This window comes from Paenibacillus thalictri, assembly GCF_004307995.1.
GTDB classification, from domain to species: Bacteria; Bacillota; Bacilli; order Paenibacillales; family NBRC-103111; genus Paenibacillus_AF; species Paenibacillus_AF thalictri.
In genome coordinates, this window is record NZ_SIRE01000019.1 from 125,256 (window position 1) to 141,688 (window position 16,433).

The 16,433-nt window shown below is 48.9% G+C and carries 18 protein-coding genes and 1 riboswitch; of the genes, 7 read left to right on the plus strand and 11 right to left on the minus strand.

The genetic code is table 11. The annotated features are described in order from the left end of the window. Positions 1 to 21 precede the first annotated feature (21 nt). The 5 genes from EYB31_RS25150 to EYB31_RS25170 form a co-directional block, all read right to left on the minus strand. On the minus strand, positions 22 to 1,503 hold the full coding sequence (locus EYB31_RS25150) for a sulfatase (protein ID WP_131016186.1): 1,482 nt from the start codon (positions 1,501 to 1,503) through the stop codon (positions 22 to 24). A gap of 317 nt (positions 1,504 to 1,820) precedes the next feature. Beyond that, positions 1,821 to 2,150, minus strand: coding sequence for a DHCW motif cupin fold protein (locus tag EYB31_RS25155; protein WP_131016187.1), 330 nt, complete (start codon positions 2,148 to 2,150; stop codon positions 1,821 to 1,823). Positions 2,151 to 2,259: 109 nt separating this feature from the next. Then, complete coding sequence (locus EYB31_RS25160) at positions 2,260 to 2,973, minus strand: class I SAM-dependent methyltransferase (RefSeq protein ID WP_240762832.1); 714 nt, start codon at positions 2,971 to 2,973, stop codon at positions 2,260 to 2,262. Between the two features lie 11 nt (positions 2,974 to 2,984). Further along, positions 2,985 to 3,488 (minus strand): GNAT family N-acetyltransferase, encoded by a 504-nt coding sequence (locus EYB31_RS25165; protein WP_131016189.1) that lies wholly within the window; start codon positions 3,486 to 3,488, stop codon positions 2,985 to 2,987. A 53-nt stretch (positions 3,489 to 3,541) separates the two neighbouring features. Continuing rightward, a riboswitch (ZMP/ZTP riboswitch) is annotated at positions 3,542 to 3,623 on the minus strand. A 57-nt stretch (positions 3,624 to 3,680) separates the two neighbouring features. Continuing rightward, positions 3,681 to 5,090 (minus strand): DHA2 family efflux MFS transporter permease subunit, encoded by a 1,410-nt coding sequence (locus EYB31_RS25170; protein WP_131016277.1) that lies wholly within the window; start codon positions 5,088 to 5,090, stop codon positions 3,681 to 3,683. Positions 5,091 to 5,282: 192 nt separating this feature from the next. Between EYB31_RS25170 and EYB31_RS25175 the strand changes: the two genes are divergently transcribed. The 3 genes from EYB31_RS25175 to EYB31_RS25185 all read left to right on the plus strand — a co-directional run bounded on the left by EYB31_RS25175 (position 5,283) and on the right by EYB31_RS25185 (position 7,873). Continuing rightward, entirely contained in the window at positions 5,283 to 5,939 is a 657-nt protein-coding gene (locus tag EYB31_RS25175; protein WP_165452608.1) for a TetR/AcrR family transcriptional regulator, read from the plus strand. Positions 5,940 to 6,119: 180 nt separating this feature from the next. Continuing rightward, positions 6,120 to 6,689, plus strand: coding sequence for a helix-turn-helix domain-containing protein (locus EYB31_RS25180; RefSeq protein WP_240762833.1), 570 nt, complete (start codon positions 6,120 to 6,122; stop codon positions 6,687 to 6,689). A gap of 128 nt (positions 6,690 to 6,817) precedes the next feature. Then, on the plus strand, positions 6,818 to 7,873 hold the full coding sequence (locus tag EYB31_RS25185) for a hypothetical protein (protein WP_131016191.1): 1,056 nt from the start codon (positions 6,818 to 6,820) through the stop codon (positions 7,871 to 7,873). 26 nt (positions 7,874 to 7,899) lie between these two features. Here EYB31_RS25185 and EYB31_RS25190 read toward each other — a convergent pair whose 3' ends face one another. From EYB31_RS25190 to EYB31_RS25205, 4 genes are all read right to left on the minus strand, one after another. Continuing rightward, positions 7,900 to 8,352 carry a hypothetical protein gene (locus EYB31_RS25190; RefSeq protein ID WP_131016192.1) on the minus strand — a complete coding sequence of 151 codons (453 nt, stop codon included), beginning with the start codon at positions 8,350 to 8,352 and terminating at the stop codon, positions 7,900 to 7,902. A gap of 44 nt (positions 8,353 to 8,396) precedes the next feature. Next, positions 8,397 to 8,846, minus strand: coding sequence for an Hsp20/alpha crystallin family protein (locus EYB31_RS25195; protein ID WP_131016193.1), 450 nt, complete (start codon positions 8,844 to 8,846; stop codon positions 8,397 to 8,399). A gap of 20 nt (positions 8,847 to 8,866) precedes the next feature. Beyond that, a complete protein-coding gene (locus EYB31_RS25200) occupies positions 8,867 to 9,109 on the minus strand; it encodes a spore germination protein (RefSeq protein WP_131016194.1) in 243 nt (80 codons plus the stop codon). A 75-nt stretch (positions 9,110 to 9,184) separates the two neighbouring features. Beyond that, positions 9,185 to 9,436, minus strand: coding sequence for a spore germination protein (locus EYB31_RS25205; RefSeq protein WP_131016195.1), 252 nt, complete (start codon positions 9,434 to 9,436; stop codon positions 9,185 to 9,187). Positions 9,437 to 9,582: 146 nt separating this feature from the next. Here EYB31_RS25205 and EYB31_RS25210 point away from each other — a divergent pair, with 146 nt between their 5' ends. From EYB31_RS25210 to EYB31_RS25220, 3 genes are read left to right on the plus strand one after another with little or no spacing between them, the layout of a single operon-like run. Beyond that, complete coding sequence (locus tag EYB31_RS25210) at positions 9,583 to 10,908, plus strand: spore germination protein (RefSeq protein ID WP_131016196.1); 1,326 nt, start codon at positions 9,583 to 9,585, stop codon at positions 10,906 to 10,908. Then, positions 10,901 to 11,980 carry a GerAB/ArcD/ProY family transporter gene (locus EYB31_RS25215; protein ID WP_131016197.1) on the plus strand — a complete coding sequence of 360 codons (1,080 nt, stop codon included), beginning with the start codon at positions 10,901 to 10,903 and terminating at the stop codon, positions 11,978 to 11,980. The genes EYB31_RS25210 and EYB31_RS25215 overlap by 8 nt, the downstream gene beginning before the upstream one ends. A 38-nt stretch (positions 11,981 to 12,018) precedes the next feature. Beyond that, positions 12,019 to 13,086 (plus strand): Ger(x)C family spore germination protein, encoded by a 1,068-nt coding sequence (locus tag EYB31_RS25220; RefSeq protein WP_240762836.1) that lies wholly within the window; start codon positions 12,019 to 12,021, stop codon positions 13,084 to 13,086. Between the two features lie 51 nt (positions 13,087 to 13,137). Here EYB31_RS25220 and EYB31_RS25225 read toward each other — a convergent pair whose 3' ends face one another. Continuing rightward, positions 13,138 to 14,619 carry an MDR family MFS transporter gene (locus EYB31_RS25225; protein WP_240762838.1) on the minus strand — a complete coding sequence of 494 codons (1,482 nt, stop codon included), beginning with the start codon at positions 14,617 to 14,619 and terminating at the stop codon, positions 13,138 to 13,140. A gap of 216 nt (positions 14,620 to 14,835) precedes the next feature. On the opposite strand from EYB31_RS25225, the gene EYB31_RS25230 reads away from it, so the two are divergent. Beyond that, a complete protein-coding gene (locus EYB31_RS25230; RefSeq protein ID WP_131016199.1) occupies positions 14,836 to 15,321 on the plus strand; it encodes a C40 family peptidase in 486 nt (161 codons plus the stop codon). 228 nt (positions 15,322 to 15,549) lie between these two features. Here the strand turns inward: EYB31_RS25230 and ku are convergent, their stop codons facing one another. Further along, the gene (gene ku, locus EYB31_RS25235; RefSeq protein WP_165452609.1) at positions 15,550 to 16,389 is read right to left on the minus strand and encodes a non-homologous end joining protein Ku; all 840 of its coding nucleotides are present in this window, start codon (positions 16,387 to 16,389) and stop codon (positions 15,550 to 15,552) included. Between the last annotated feature and the right edge of the window lie 44 nt (positions 16,390 to 16,433).

The following is a 16,433-nucleotide window of genomic DNA, read 5'->3' on the forward strand; positions in this document are numbered from 1 at the left end:
GCGTTATAGACGGTCTGTTAATTACTTGAGCCCCACTCTTTCATATTGCTCGGACGGGGCATCGCTCTCGCGCATCAGCCGTAACATCTGTTCGGTCATATACGCTTCGATACGTTCGTCTTGGATCGGCTGCTGCTGGTCCGGATCCTGCAACGTATCAAACAACAGCGTACCGAACTTGTGCAGCTCGTTGTGCGGATTGGCTCCGATTTTCATCGTTTGCAGCTCCTTGGTAAAGCTGAACGGCTGCGCCAAAGATAGATCTTTGAGCTCATTCACGCTGAACAAGCACCGCATATGCGAAGGCATCAGCGTATAATTGTAAATCGGACCGTTCTGCGCCGAGACCGGCGCTTTCATGTACACATAACGGCCGTCCGTACAGTTAATATGCCCGCCATGAATGCCAAATAAAGCTGCCTGCCGCACCGGCTGGTCTGCAGCGATCGTCTCTTTTAACGGCTTGCCTTGCATGTCTTCGGGAATGTTCACTTGAAAGAAATCAAGCAAAGTCGGCGCCATGTCGATCATCTGCACAAGGCTGCTGCGCCGTTCGCCGGTTTTGCCGCACCGCGGATCCCATATAAAAAGCGGCGGCCGGGCGATTTCGTTGTAGAACGGCTGGATGTTTTTCGCCCACCAGTCATGTTCGCCCAGCAAAAACCCGTGGTCGGAATTCACGATCAGCAGCGTATCCTTCCACATGTCAAGCTCATCCATCAGATCCAGCACTTTGCCTAAATAATGATCGCACATGCTGACCAACGCCGCATACTCGTACCGGCAGTGCTCCACTTGTTCCGGTGTTTCCTCGATACGCCGGTACGGAGGCCAGTCGAAGTGTTTGCCTTCGTAAGCATGCGGGTAAAGATCCCGGAATGACTGATGCGCAAAAAACGGTTCATGCGGATCAAATGTTTCCAGCTGCAAAAACCAATTATCGTCGCTGCCGTTCTGACGGATAAAGTCCATCCCTTTTTCAAATACCTGGGCCTGAGGAAAGTCAGCAAGCTCCTTTACGTATTTGCGGTTGATCCAATCTTGAATGACCATTCTTCCCGCGCTGTGACCACCTAGCCCCGTTGTATGCCCGCCCATATAGTCGGGTGTTTCCGGATCTTTAATCTCCCCTTTCCAAGGGTCGCCTTCTTGTCCGCGAATAAATTCGTATGTACTGTAACGGTTGTGATAGGTCGCTCCGCCGTCTTCCCAATAATGCTGATGGTCGGTCACCAAGTGGGTGTACACGCCGTTTTGCTTTAAAATTTCCGGCATGGAATCGTCAAACGGCTCCAACGGCCCCCAACTGCGGTGCAAAAAGTTGTACCTGCCCGTTTGCAATTCTCTTCTGGCCGGCATACAAGGCATGCTGCCGACAAAACAGGTGTCGAAAACAACGCTTTTTTCCGCAAGACGCTGAAAATTAGGCGCCTTAATCCATCCCCCATAAGGAGGAAGCATATGGCGGTTCAAGGAATCAAACATAATCATAATAGCTTTCATGTAATATGACGCAGGGACTTGCCCGCCCAGGGTATTGGAATGCGTTTTCAACCGGTGAAAAAGATGACGGCTTCGCACTCCGCGCTGCCCTGCGCCCCTCCTTTCCGCAGCTTACTGCGTATGATTGTTTTTTTGGATGTGCTTTCATTTTGCCGCAAAAGCGACTTAGTAGAAGATTATAATCCTTTCTTTTTCCTTTGACTAGACCCTACCTGAGGCAAGGAAAATTCAATCTGCATACATATTTATCAATTTATTGAAATAATAGAAAAAGCCGCGGGGTGCGCGGCTTGCAAAACTTCACGTTCATACGTGTCCTAATCCACAATAAACAATTTAGCGCCCGTCACCGTCGAAGAACGATGAGGTTCCGCCTGATCGGCTACGTGGTAGCTCATCCCGGGCTTCAGCATAAACGTGCGGCCGTCGCTCAACTCCGTCAACAGCTCGCCTGCGAGCACCAAAAGCACATGACCTTTGCTGCACCAATGGTCCGCCAAATACCCGGGCGTATATTCAACCATGCGGACACGCACATTGCCTGCTTGCAGCGTTCTCCAATAGGCGGTTCCCGTCTCCCCTTGATGTTCGGTTGGTTCAACCGTGCTCCAATCCATCGTGCCAAACGGCACATTCATGATGTTCATTTCCGTTTCCTCCCCGTTGTGCTCCATTTTGTCCAATCTTATGCTTGGCTCCTGCTCTTTAAATATTAATGGCATTAATCAAATGGCGCAAGCCTGTACAATCAACAGATCAGCATGTAATCCGCTGGGCTACGAAAGTGATGCAGTTGCTTTTTAATAATACAGGTTTCCCTTGTCTCTCGATATGAAACGTAAGCGGCTGCACCTTTCTGGGCCGGATGCTCCAATCCGCAAAAACGTTTGATAAAAGCATTTCGGCTTCATCCAGCGTTAATATCAGCTCAATCTGCGGTGCCAGCTCTTCGCCGCTATCGAGATCAATTTCTTGAATATCGGTATTCATAACGATGCAGTTGATTCCTCCGGGCTTGGTCCCTTGATGCATTTTATCAAGCACCTGCTTTAATTTTGGCATCGATTCAAGGTGCTCCAAAGCTGATACAGCAACAATAAAATCATATTTCCCTTCCGTTATCACATAATCGCCAATATCCGACGGATAGGTATTGATGCAGCCGGCAACTCCAAATTGCTCGCTGTAGCTTCTCAATTTATTCAGCGCCGATTCCAAAACATCGACACAATCGACAGTTACGTCCTGATCGCGTAATTTTTGTGCGATTGGAATGCTATTTCGGCCAACACCGCAGCCAAGATCCAGTACATACAGCGGCCGAACCGGATCCAAACAGGATAGTTCATCCATGACGGTTTTCACCGGTTTGTGCAGCCATGAGCCGGTCTCAAACAGTCCGTGCCGCTCATAGCAGGCTTCATGATAAGCTTTTTCTTCACTTCGGATCTTGGCAATTCTTTCGTCCACGCGCTTATCCCTCACTTCATTATTTCTCGTTCGTACAAATTCGCGCTCCATCCACGGCCGTTAAACCGTCCCCGATAAATCATGCCTAAGCTTATGTAATAGGCGTTTAACTCCGGATTGTCCGCCATGCAATCCAATCGGATCCAATGCTTGCCTTGTTTTCGAATATAATCTTCCGCCCAGACCAGCATCTTCTTGCCCAGCCCTTGTCCTTTAGTTTCTCTTGAAACGGCAAGCCGGTGGATGTATCCGGCATCCTGATGAAATTGTTCACCCCATATTTCTTCGTATTGCCATTGGATTGAAAAACAGCCTGCGAGCCTGTCCCCTGCATGTGCCACAAATACATCTTGCTCACTCACAAATTGCTCGATATACGTTAAAGTAAATGCCTCCTCTTTCCACTGCCTGATTCCTTTCGACAGACGAATCCATCGGGCGGCCTCGATGTACAGCTGCTGAAGATCTTCCAAATCTTCACGTGTTGCCCTTCTAATCGCCAGTTGATCGCTCATTTGTCATCATCCCCCTTGGAAAATAAAAAAAGTATTTGATCGTAGTTGACCAAATACTTTGCCCAGGCGAACGGCTCTTATGCTATATGCGCTCCCCCGCAGTAATCTGCGTTTTCGCCAGTCGCGCATACCTTGATGTATTGCCTAATTATAACTCAAGCCGCGATCAAGTCAATCCTGTTCCCTCCAAAATTAATGCATGGACCGGGCCGCTTCGGCTCCTTTGGCCACCTTGACGCGCCGGATGAAAAGCGCAATCGCAAAGCCAATTACCGCAACCAGCATCGCAAATACAAAGGCATTTTGCGATCCGTTCGAAAAGGCGATTGCAGCCTCGTGAGGATTGGTCGGCGCCGCGGAACGGCTCATATAAGAGTCCACCCCTTTGGACAAAACACTGACAGACACTGCGGTGCCAATCGCTCCGGCAATTTGCTGCAATGTATTCATAATCGCGGTGCCATCCGGATACAGCTGTTTGGGCAGCTGATTCAGTCCATTTGTTTGCGACGGCATCATAACAAAAGAAATGCCCAGCATCAGACAGCAGTGCAATACGATGATGAGTCCGACCGAAGACGCTACCGTAACGCCGGAGAAAAACCATAATACAACCGCAATAAGCGCCAACCCTGGAATAACCAGCCATCTTGGACCGAATTTATCAAACAACACACCTACAATCGGCGATAAAATCCCGTTCAGCACACCGCCCGGCAGCAGCACAAGACCGGCAGTCATGGCGGACATGGCCATGGCATTTTGCAGGAATAACGGCAGTACCAGCATGGACGAAAGGATAACCATAAAACAAAGAAATACCATGACGAGTCCCACCGTAAACATCGGATATTGAAATACCCGCAGGTTCAGCATCGGCTGTTTCATCACGTTTTGCCGCAGGCAAAATAAAACAAGCGAGACGGCGCCTACTGCGATCGAAACGATGACCAGCATACTGGACCAGCCTCCGCTTTCGCCCGCATGGCTGAAGCCAAACACAATTCCGCCAAACCCGGCTGTGGAAAGCGCGATCGACAACAGATCGATGCCGGGTTTCGTAATGGCGCTGACATTTTGCATATATCGGATGCCGCAAAACAAAGAGAGGATTAGAAGCGGCAGCGAAAACCAGAAAATATAGTGCCATGACAGGAATTCAATCATCAATCCGGCCAGCATCGGACCCGCCGCAGGGGCAAACATAATCACGAGGCCAACGATCCCCATCGCCGCGCCGCGCTTATGAGGCGGAAAAATGATCAAGATGGTATTAAACATCAGCGGCAGCAGCAGTCCGGTACCGATAGCTTGCAGCACACGCGAAACCATCAGCAGTTCAAAGCTGAACGACAAAGCGCCAAGCAATGTGCCGGCAATTGCAAAAGCTAATGCGCTTATAAACAGCTGCCGTGTGGTAAACCACTGCAAGAGCAGCCCCGATACGGGCACCAGGATGCCAAGTGTCAGCAAATAACCTGTGGTTAGCCATTGGGCGGTTGCCGCGCTTAATTCAAATGTCTTCATGAGATCGCTTAAGGCGATATTTAACGCCGTTTCACTAAATAAACCTATAAATCCGGCGGTACACAGAGCAACCATAATCGGCAAAACACGGAATACCGGCGTTTCTGGTACAATAGGCGTTGATGCATGCGAGTCCAAGTTTCATTCCCCCAAGTAAGATAAGATGGTCTTGCATTAATTCTACACTTGTTTAATAATTAATTCAACAGTTGTAGAATATATAAATATGGACGGTTGATGAATAACACCTGGAAAGGATCGATTGTCATGGAAGATCATAAACGGCGTCCGGGCCGGCCGATGAAACAGGAGGCTTTTGGCAAAGAGTTTTTGCTCGCCAACGCACTGAACGAATTTGCCAGGAACGGTTACGATGGCACCAGTCTGCGGACGATCGCCCATCTGTCCGACGTGGATGTTTCGCTGATTACACATCATTTCGGCTCCAAGCTGGATTTGTGGAAAGCGGTGGTTGACGATTTGGCCGGCAAGATTATGAGCCGTTCGCCTTTCATCGACTATAAACGGCCGGCAACACGTCAGGAGTTAGAAGCTTTTGCCCGTTATGTTGTTGACGATTTTGTCGATTTCAACATGTCCATGCCTTATCACGGCATGTTCATCAGCAATGAATCGATGTTTGCCAATGAGCGGTCGGCCTACTTGATGGAGAAACTAGTAACTCCTTCCTGCAAGTTGTTTCTCCCTTTTATCGAAGACTGCATCCGCGAAGGGCTGGTTCAGCAGCAAGAACCCGTGATCTTCTTTTTGCTGCTGATCAATTCGGTTTCCTTGTTTGCCGCGGCTCCTCATCATGCCGGAGAGTTGTTGGAACGTGTAAAACCGGTGGATACGCTAGTATCGGAATTAAAGCGAAGTGTGCTGGCGGTTTTTTTCAAAATAACGGAACCCGCGCAAAAGTAGCCCGGCAGCAATTCTCGTTATCCTTCTGCCGCGACACCCGCTTTGAAACGGACGGAGCATACGTTAGGAGATGCATTCAAATTAGTTGAACAAGCAGCCTCAGATCTCTGCATTTTTCGTTGCATTATTCAATTAGGTTGAAGTATATTAACCTTATCTTATTGTATAAGGGGAATATCCATGATGGAATTAGGCCGGAGAATACGGTTGATCCGCAATGAGCAGAAACGGACACAAGATGAAATCGCGATTGCCTGCGGTTTTACGAAAAGCCTGCTTTCCAAAATCGAAAGCGGCAAAACGATGCCCGCCGTCGCAACGCTGATGAAAATCGCCAATGCGTTGGGTGTCAAAGTGGCCGATCTGCTCGAAGCGGATTCCAATAACAGCACGATACTGATTAAGGCGGACCAATACAAGGATGTCAGCAAGTGGATTAAAACAAACAAGGGCTACTCCTTTTTTGCGTTTGCTTCCGAACGGAGAGACAAGATCATGCAGCCGTATATGTTTACCGCGGAGAAAGGCGAAGTGAAGAAACGGCAATTCTCCCATGCGGGCGAGGAATTTATTTATGTGATATCCGGCAAAATGAAATACAAGGTCGGAGGAACGGAATACGAACTATCGCCCGGAGACGGCGTCTATTTCAATTCCTTGGAGGAGCATTCCGTCACCCCGATCACCAATCAAGTAAAATACATAGCTATTTTTACCGAAAATCAGAACAACTCGGATGCACAACAATAACACACCTTAAAGTGCACTTTAGGGCAAATATATTTGCGTCGCTTAATATACATTTATTTACAGCGGAGCTATAATGGATAGACGTATCGATTGGGCGTATAAATGATATATCGGGGAGGCTGGGACACGTGAAGGTTAAAGACGCGCGAGAAGCCGCGAAGATGTGGGTCATGGAACACGCAAGTCACAAGGAAGGGTTTAAAGGGGCCTATTTCAGCGGATCATCAGTCCATATGCCGGAAGATGCGGAGCTACCGGCAGCTTCGGACATCGACGTGATGGTCATCACTTCCGAAACGGAGCCTCCGCTTAAACTGGGGAAATTTACATACCAGGGAGTGCTGCTTGAAATTACGTTTCTATCATGGAGCCAATTTGCGAACGCAGAGGATATTTTATCATCTTATCATCTGGCGGGAAGTTTCCGTACGGATACGGTGATCGCCGATCCGACCGGGCGTCTGCGCCAGTTGCAGCGGCAGATTTCCCCGCGTTTTGCCGATCGTTATTGGGTGCGCCGCCGCTGCGCCGATGCCATGCACAAGATCCAACGTGGTCTGCAATCCCTAGATGCTTCCGCTCCGCTATCCGATCAAGTGTTGTCTTGGTTGTTTCCCACCGGAATCACTACCCATGTAGTGCTGGCGGCTGCGCTTCGCAATCCGACGATTCGCCTGCGGTATTTGGCTGCCCGCGAAGTTCTGAACGATTACAGTTATGACGCTTTTTACGAGGAGCTGTTGGAGCTGCTTGGCTGCAAGCGCTTAACACCGCAGCGTCTGGAACAACATCTTGCCGCTCTCGACGCGACTTTTGACGCCGCAGCCGCTGTGTCGGCAACACCTTTTTTATTCAGCAGCGATATTACACAAGCGGCTAAGCCGATAGCTATCGACGGCAGCCGCGAGCTCATTGAAAACGGCAACCATTTTGAAGCCGTTTTCTGGATCGTTGCGACCTATGCGCGGTGCCATAAAATATTGGTAGCCGATGAACCGTCGCTGCACGAGCGGCATAAACCTGCTTTCGAAGCGGTTCTGGCCGATCTCGGCATAATATCTTCGCTTGACTTCCGCCGCCGTGCCGATGAAGTTTTGGCTTTCCTTCCCAAGCTGGAGTCGATGGCAGAGACCTTAATGAAAGCAAATCCCGATATTACAGATGTGACAGATAAACGAATATAACAGCGCAATGACCGGAGCAATAACTTTTAGCCTCTGTTGCTCCTGGCCCGCATGGATACTTTCGGTGACGGAGCGGCGTTTCCTCCGCCCTGAGCCGCCGGGTCAAAACCCGGCGGTTCGCTATCGGCGCTGCCGGATGCCGGATGCTGCCGGCGCGGTTCCGGAGCGGCAGAATACGTAGTGCCGATGTTCAGCCTGCCATTTAATTCCTTAATGCCGAGCTGCCCGAAGTTGTTGTTCAGATCGACCTGCTCGACGACCAGATGTTCGACGTTTAACGTCTCAATCCAAATCGTAGGCTGAGCTTCTTTTTCCTCCAGTTTTTTCTGCAGCGCGGCAACCCGCTGCTCCATCATAAGCAGCCGGCTGGCATCGGCGGGAACAGCGTTGGTTTCGCTCTGAGGCTTGTCCGAATGGGGCCGTACCGAGGTGCCGCTTCGCTCAGAGATCACAGGATGCTTCAGAAGAACTTGTATCATCGCTCTCAGGTTCATCGAACTCCCCACATTCCGCAATCATGTAATTATTCAATGACAATCCACTCATCCAACCGCTGCATCCGCTCATACCGAATCATCAGCAATCCCAAATCCATTCGCGCCCGGACACGGGACTGATCTCCAAGCTGCGGCAGCGCAATGGTCCGCTCGAACGGCCCGTAGAACCGTTCCGTATGCAGCGGTGTCACATTGTCCAGCGGAATCTTGACGATGCCGCGGACCGTCAGGCTGCCGCCGGCAAGCGTGAGTTCGACATCCTGCCTGCGCATGCCGGGAAGCTCGATAAGTACCCATATTTCTATGCCACGTTCGAAAATATCCGCCAGGGGATAAAGCTTATCCGATTTTTTTCGGGAATCTAAGGCATCCGGACCGGATGCCTCTTCCCCATTGCCGAATATGTCCTTCCAGAAATCTCCGCTGTCGAACTTATGCGCCAAATCCATCCACTGTTTCAGCTTATCCGTATCCATAAACCGAGCCTGCCTTCTTTTTAAAAAGTATTGATGAAAGGCGCAGACGGGTTGGCGGTTTGTCCCTGATCGCTGATATCAGGATCGACCATACCGTTTAACATCAAAGCCGAAGCCGGAGAAAAATCGCCTACGGCAGCATTGCCGCCGACAAATTTGGTATTGGCCGTATGGCTGTTCTGTATGTTGGTTCCAAACCCGATGTTGGCATTTCTAGTAAGCCCGTTTGTTTTAACATTAAATACATTAATAATATATGGCATTAAATATCCTCCTTCTGATCCGGATTACTCGCAACTTCCGTATGTGCTATTGTCCGTCATGCAGGTGCAGAAGCGTTATTTGTCGGATGGAGGGGACAACTCTCCTTGATCGTTAACATCGGGATCGATATAGGTGTTCTTCATCTGAGCGGTAGCTCCCGCCCTGTCGCCGAAGGATGCATTGGTCCCCGTTGACTTGGAATTCACCCGATGGCTATGATGCAGCGTTTCACCGATGCTGAAGGCGCCATTATTCGAAATACTGTTGATTTTGATATAAAAAATGTTGATGACCGGCTGCGTCAATGTAAGCCGCTCCTTCCGCATCTTATTTTTAATAAGATATGCGGCAGAGGCGCCAAATTTGCCCACTCCCCGGAAAAATGCAAGAAATCTTATATTGACGTTGATTGAATATAAGCAAACCGGAAGGAAATAATGGTATCTAACTGTCAGGTGGAGGGATGCCCGTTATGAAATTGTCAGAGCAGCTACAGCAGCTTTTCCGGAATGATGCCGATTTCATCATCCAGCCAACATGGCTTGCAGGTATTCCGATCCAACTTGCAGGTTATAAATCGCTTATCGATATTCCGCAAACGCTTATGCTGCTGCATTCGCAAGCGGGAAAAATCTCTCTTTCCAATGAGATGTTTCCTTCGTTATTAAACGGTCTCGGATATCAGCTGACCGGGTGCGACGAAGCGGTTACGGAATTGCTGAAAGGGCGTTTGATCGTCATCTATGAACCTGCGGGCATCATCGTAAGCGCCATTCCGGTCAGTAAAACGTTAACCCGGGCCATCGAAGCGCCGACCACGGAAAATGTGCTGCGCGGCTCAATCAGCGCTTTTCAAGAGGATATCGATAAAAACATCGGGATGCTGCGGCGTCATGTTTTTTCAGAGCAGCTTCAAGTGAAATCGTATTCGATCGGGAAAAGCCAGCCGAATCGTCTGGAAGTTGTCTACCTCGAGAACCGCATCAACTCTAATTTGTTAAATAAGATTGTGCAGCGAATCGAAACCCAACTGGATATGGATATCCAAAACTTACAGCAGTTGGATAAGATGTTAGGTTTTTCGAAATGGACCTTGGTCACCAAGCTGAACACAACCGAGCTGCCGCAATATGCCGCCAGTGCGCTGCAAAACGGCAAAGCCGTGCTCTTGTTTGAACGTTTTCCATTTGGCATCATCCTGCCAAGCCTGTTGTGGGATATGTTCTCTGCTCATGACGACTTGAATTTCCCATACATTTATATGGTGCTGACGCGTTTCCTGCGGATTATTGGCGCTTTGGTGACGATCATGTTTCCAGGACTTTATGTCGCGCTTGTTTCCGTGAACCCGGATGTGCTGCGCATCGAGTTGGCTTTGTCCATCGCCCGCAGCCGCATTGATGTCCCCTACCCTGCTTTTGTAGAAACGCTGCTGCTCCTGCTGGTGCTTGAACTGACCTTGGAAGCCAGTTTAAGATTGCCCAAGAGCATCGGCCCGACCATCACGATGGTCGGCGGCATTATATTGGGACAAGCTGTCGTGGCCGCCAAACTGGTCAGCAATTTGCTGATTATTATTTTAGCGGGAACAACGATCGCCACCTCGACGGTGGTCGGATTCCAAAATTCGCTGGTGCTTCGTTTATTTAAATATTTGATTTTAATGTTATCCGCCATTTACGGCGTACTTGGGCTTGCCTCCGGAATTGTCGTTATGGTTGCCTATATGGCAAGCGTCACCAGCTTCGGAGTCCCCTATTTGTATATGACAAAAGCAAAGGACAAGCCTAATGGATAAAAGCACGCAAGTCGCTGTAATGTATATCGTTACGCATATGGGGCTTATTTTTTTTCTGTACCCCACCGATATTATAGCCAGTTTCGACCACGGACATTGGCTGGCTATTCTCGTCGGATACCTGCTGCATGTCCTGGTAATCTGGATGTATATGAAAGGAATTCACAGCTTCGACCAATTGAATATTGTTGAAATTTGTAAACGAAGCGGCAATATATTGGCCGTACTCCTTCTTGTACCTGCTACTTTGTATCTGCTGGCCGTCGTCATTATCACAGTCAGAGCGTATTCCGAAATCGTCACCATCATATTTTTGGCAAATACACCCTTGTGGGCGATTATGGTTCTGCTTCTGGCGATTTCGGCTTACATCGCCATGCTCGGTCCGGAAACGATGTTCCGGTCCGGTGTCCTGTTATGCGCCTTGTTAGTTGTTCCGATCGTATTTGTGATCTGTTCATCGTTTCAAAACACCGATGTTCGTTATTTGCTGCCGCTCTGGGATCGCTATATCGCGTCTTTTTCATTTTTGCGTCACCGGTCGTATTACCAAAGCTTGTTTGCTTTTGCCAGCGGGTTTCTGTTTTTGGGATTTACTCCGGGAATCTTAACGTACCGGCCGAAAACGATTCTCCTGTCGAGTTTTATTCTGCTTCCTTTGTTTTTAATGTCTGTCTACATCCCGATTTTTACATTTGGACAATCTACCGCTGAGCGTTTCCAGTTTCCGTTCATTATGGCCATCGATACGATTGAGATGAACTGGCTGATGTTTGACCGTATTACGATGTTTTTTCTGCTCAGCTTGATCATTTTTATTATGCTGCTTATCGCTCTTACGTTATGGCAAATCGTTTGTGTCATTCAAACAAGCGTTTACAAGATCAAAACCGTTTGGGCGGTACCCTTGCTGTCGGTCATTGTATACGTCATATGTTTGCAAATTCCCGATTGGAGTACGGTTGAACGTTTTTTGTGGTGGAATACGATTTTACGGCTTTATGTGCTCACAGTGATCCCAATCGGCATTTTATGGCTTGGGACACGACACAAAAAGCAGCTTTCCCGCTAACTGCCAAGAGAGGAACAACAGACCCTATGCGAAAGCCGATGATTTTCGTTTTGAAGCTGCTGTTATTTATTGCGGGCCTATTGGTATTGGGCGGATGCTGGGACAATAAAGACATCAATCACCGTTCCCTGCCGATCATTATGGGGGTGTCCATGCAAGATGACAAGTTCACCGTTTACCTGGACATTCCGCAGGTCACCCAGTCGGGGCAAACCATCGACATTGTCTCCTATACGGGAGCAACACTAAATGAAATTGTCGATAAGATCAGTATGAATATGGAAAGCGAAGTCGATCTGCTGCATCTGAAGGTGATTGTCGTGGACAAGGCTTATGCGGAGCATGGGCTTAAAGACAGCATATCCAGCTTCATGCGCTCCAGGGAAATTTCGGCCAAAACGATCGTTGTCATTTGCGATGAGGACTTGGGCTACTTTTTCAAACGGCTGAATGTATTATCCAACAGGGAGCATACATTTCTATATGATTTTTTTCGTAAAAATGCCGGTTGGAATCCGCAAATCGCCGATACCCGCACTTGGCAAATTTTCCGCAGCATCGATTCATATACCCGTGACGTGGCCCTGCCGATCGTCAAGTCCGGGAAAACAACCGCTATTGAAAGCATGGGTTCAGCCATTGTCAAAAACGGTAAAATGGTTGGCCGGCTGAGCCCGGAGGAAACGCTGATCTTTAATGCCTTCAACGGGGCAAGCAGTCAAGGAAAAATCGAAGTCATGGACCATGCTACTGTCAAAATTGTCGACAACACACTGTCCCATCAAACTTCGTTTGCGAATGGAAAAGCTTCCTTGACAAGTACGATTAACCTGAAAGTTACGATATTGGATACGAAAGGAGTCGTATCCACCGACTTGATAGGACAAGAGTTGGAAGAGCTGTTGACCACCCGGTGCAATAACATGATTAAACGGCTGCAAAAATACGAAGCCGACATCCTTGGTATCGGTCAGTTATTCCGCAATAAACTGACACGCGAACAGCTTACCCGCTGGCGAACGGATTATTATCCCTCTATGAACATCGATGTCAAAGTTCAGTCCATCATTCAAAATATGGGCAACCTCAAATCATCAGCAAGTTAAAAAAAACAGGCATTTTGGCTCTTTCGCCAAAACGCCTGTTTGTAGTTGTTGTTAATGCGCCGACATGCGGCCTTCCATACGTTTGCCCGCCATAGCCGCCTTCAAGAAAAACGACACCAGCCATGCGCAGATGACAAGCCCAAATGCAAGCAGAAAAGCGCTTTTCATTCCCGCCATCATGGACAAAATCTGCAAGGTGGCTTCGTCCTTGGAACCCGCTGCGCTGTCCAGGTATTTCTTGGAGCCGTTGGTCATGATGGTCACAAGCAGCGCGGTGCCAACCGCACCCGCCACCTGCTGCAGTGTGCCGATAATGGCCGTGCCGTGCGGATACAGATGCGGCGGAAGCTCGTTCAGCGCATTCGTCATGACCGGCATCATCAGCATCGAAATGCCAAGCATAAGCAGTGTATTTAAAACCATAATTGCAGCGTACGAAGTCGACAGCGAAATAAACGCAAATTGCCACAGCGTATTGGCGATCAACGCCAGCCCGATGACGGCCAGCCATTTGGCTCCGAATTTGTCGAACAATCTTCCCGTAATCGGCGACATAATTCCCATCACGATGCCGCCCGGCAGCATGACCAATCCGGCCTCTAGCGGACTGTAGCCCAGCGCGTTCTGCAGAAAAATGGGCAGCAGCATCATCGCCGAGAACATTGCCATCATGACAATCATCATAATGACCGTCGACAGCCGGAAAATCGAATATTGGAACGTCTTCAGCTCAAGCAGCGGTTCCGGGATGACCAGCTGGCGCCATGTGAACAACACTAGGGACACAGCTCCCACGATGAGCGGACCTAACACCTCGGCGCTAGCCCAACCCGCGCTGCCCTCGCTTGCTCCGCTGAAGCCGTATACGATGCCCCCGAATCCGATGGTGGAAAGCACCAGCGACAGCAGATCGATTTTCGGACGGGACGTTTCCGTTACATTTTTCAATTTCGCAGAAGCAAATGCGATGACAAACAACGCAATCGGCAGCACGCTGTAAAACAGCACCCGCCAGCTGTAATGCTCTACAATCAGACCGGACAACGTCGGACCGATTGCAGGGGCAAACGTGATAACGATACCGATTGTCCCCATAGCCGAACCCCGTTTTTCAATCGGAACGATGGAGAATACAACGTTGGTCAGCAGCGGAAACAATAAACCGGTCCCGGCTGCCTGCAGCACTCTGCCGGCTAATAAGGTAGCGAACCCCGGTGCGACCGCGGCAATGAAGGTACCCACAGTAAACAATCCCATCGCTGATAAGAACAAACCTCTGGTTGTGTATCGTTGAATCAAAAAAGCAGTGACGGGAATCAGCACGCCGATCACCAGCAAATACCCGGTAGAAAGCCATTGGGCCGTGCTCGGCAAAATCCCGATGTCATTCATAATCTTCGTTAATGCGACATTCAGCAGCGTTTCATTCAAGATGGCGACGAATACGCCAAGTATCATGACGATCACGACCAGAAAATTCTCCTTGCTGCCGAAAGTCCCGCCGTCATGACTTGTTTCAGTATGATTTCCCACTCTCTTGCTCCTCTCCTTGTCTCTCTCAGACTTTGTCTATTTTAGCATGAAGCCCATCTGCTAATTTCTTATCGATTGCTTTTTAGCAGAATTTCATATTACCTTGAATAGGTGCCGCGGGCAAGAAATATTTACCGGTCCGTTTCTCATCATTCATCATTTATAATGAAAGCAGCAAGTGTCCTATTCCAACAACATACGAAGGGAAATCTGCTTATGAACAAAATGATCACCGCAACGGTTTTGGCCCTCGCCTTGATGAGCGCAAGCGGCCAAGCCGCAATGGCAGCAAACGCAACAAGCTCAACCAAAGCCTCGACGACGTCGAAAGCCGACAAAATCATTAAATCCGCTGAATCCTATATCGGCAAAGTCAAATATAAATACGGCGTTCGCGATCCGCAGCATCTCATATTCGACTGTTCCGCATTCACCCAGTTCATTTTCGCCAAAAACGGCGTCACGATCCCCTGGGGTTCCACCGCTCAATCCAAGGCCGGAAAAGCGGTGAGCAGCAAAGCCAATTTGCAAAAAGGCGATCTGGTGTTGTTCAGCGTAAGCAAACCGGGGCACATCGACCATGTCGGCATCTATATCGGCAGCGGCAAAATGATACATAATCACCCGGATAAAGGCGTAGAGATCACCGATATCAATTCCGGTTACTGGAAGGACCGTTTTATTACCGGACGCAGAGTGTAAGCCAAAACGATTCCAGCAAAATACAAACATTTGTTCTCTTTATTTTTTAGATTACCAGATTATACGGTTTGAAGCAACAAAAGTACCCATTGTCATTTCTTAATTTTATATGAAGAAGGGGCTGTGCCGATAAGGTCTTTGCGACCTGCCGGTACGGCCCCTTTTTTAGAAAGTGAATAAAGATGCGCCTTGCCGTCCGGAGAAAACCCCCGCATAAGATCAGCCCCGTTACGCCGTTTCTTCCACCCGGGCAACCTTTTTCTTCCGTTTTTTCGCGGTCGCCGCTTCCGCCTGCGCCGCCGCATTCAACTGCTCCAAACTCGCCTGCAGTGCGCTCATTAAATCCATCACACCATTTTCGCTAATAGTCGGTTGAACGCGGATTTCTTCGCCTTGAATTTTTCTTTGTATCGCATCAATCAGCTGCAGCCGGAAATCGTCCTTGTATTGAGATGCGTCAAACGGACCGCTCAACTGCCCGATCAGCATTTGGGCAAGCTTCAGTTCCTTATTGTCGACCGTCCGCCCATCCGGCATGTTCGGCACATGCGCTACCGGCCGCACCTCATCGGGGTAATACAACGTCTCAAGCACGATGCACTCCCCGGCCGTCCTGAGCAAGGCCAGGTGAATTTTGGAACGCAAAGCAACTTTGCAAACGGCTGTTTTGTTCGTCGATTTTAACGCTTGAAGCAGCAGACTGTAACCTTTCTCCCCCATATCCCCGGGAGAGAGATAATATGTTTTTTGGTAGTATACCGGATCAACTTCGTCCATATCGACAAAATGCAAGATGCGAATCGTTTTATCGCTTTCAGGCAGCAGCTGCTCCAGTTCCTCTTTCGTAAACAGCACATACTTGCCTTTATCGTATTCGTACCCTTTGACGATTTCTTCCCAGGCAACCTCACGTTTGCAGTTAGGACAGCTGCGGACATTCGATATGCTAGAACCGCATTCGTGGTGGATCTGTTTCATGGCAATATCTTTTTCTTCGACAGCGGTATACATTTTAACCGGAACATGAACAAGTCCGAATGTAATCGCGCCTTTCCAGATCGTATGCAATGATAGCACCCCCAACATAGAATACTATCATCTTTGCCCAAAAT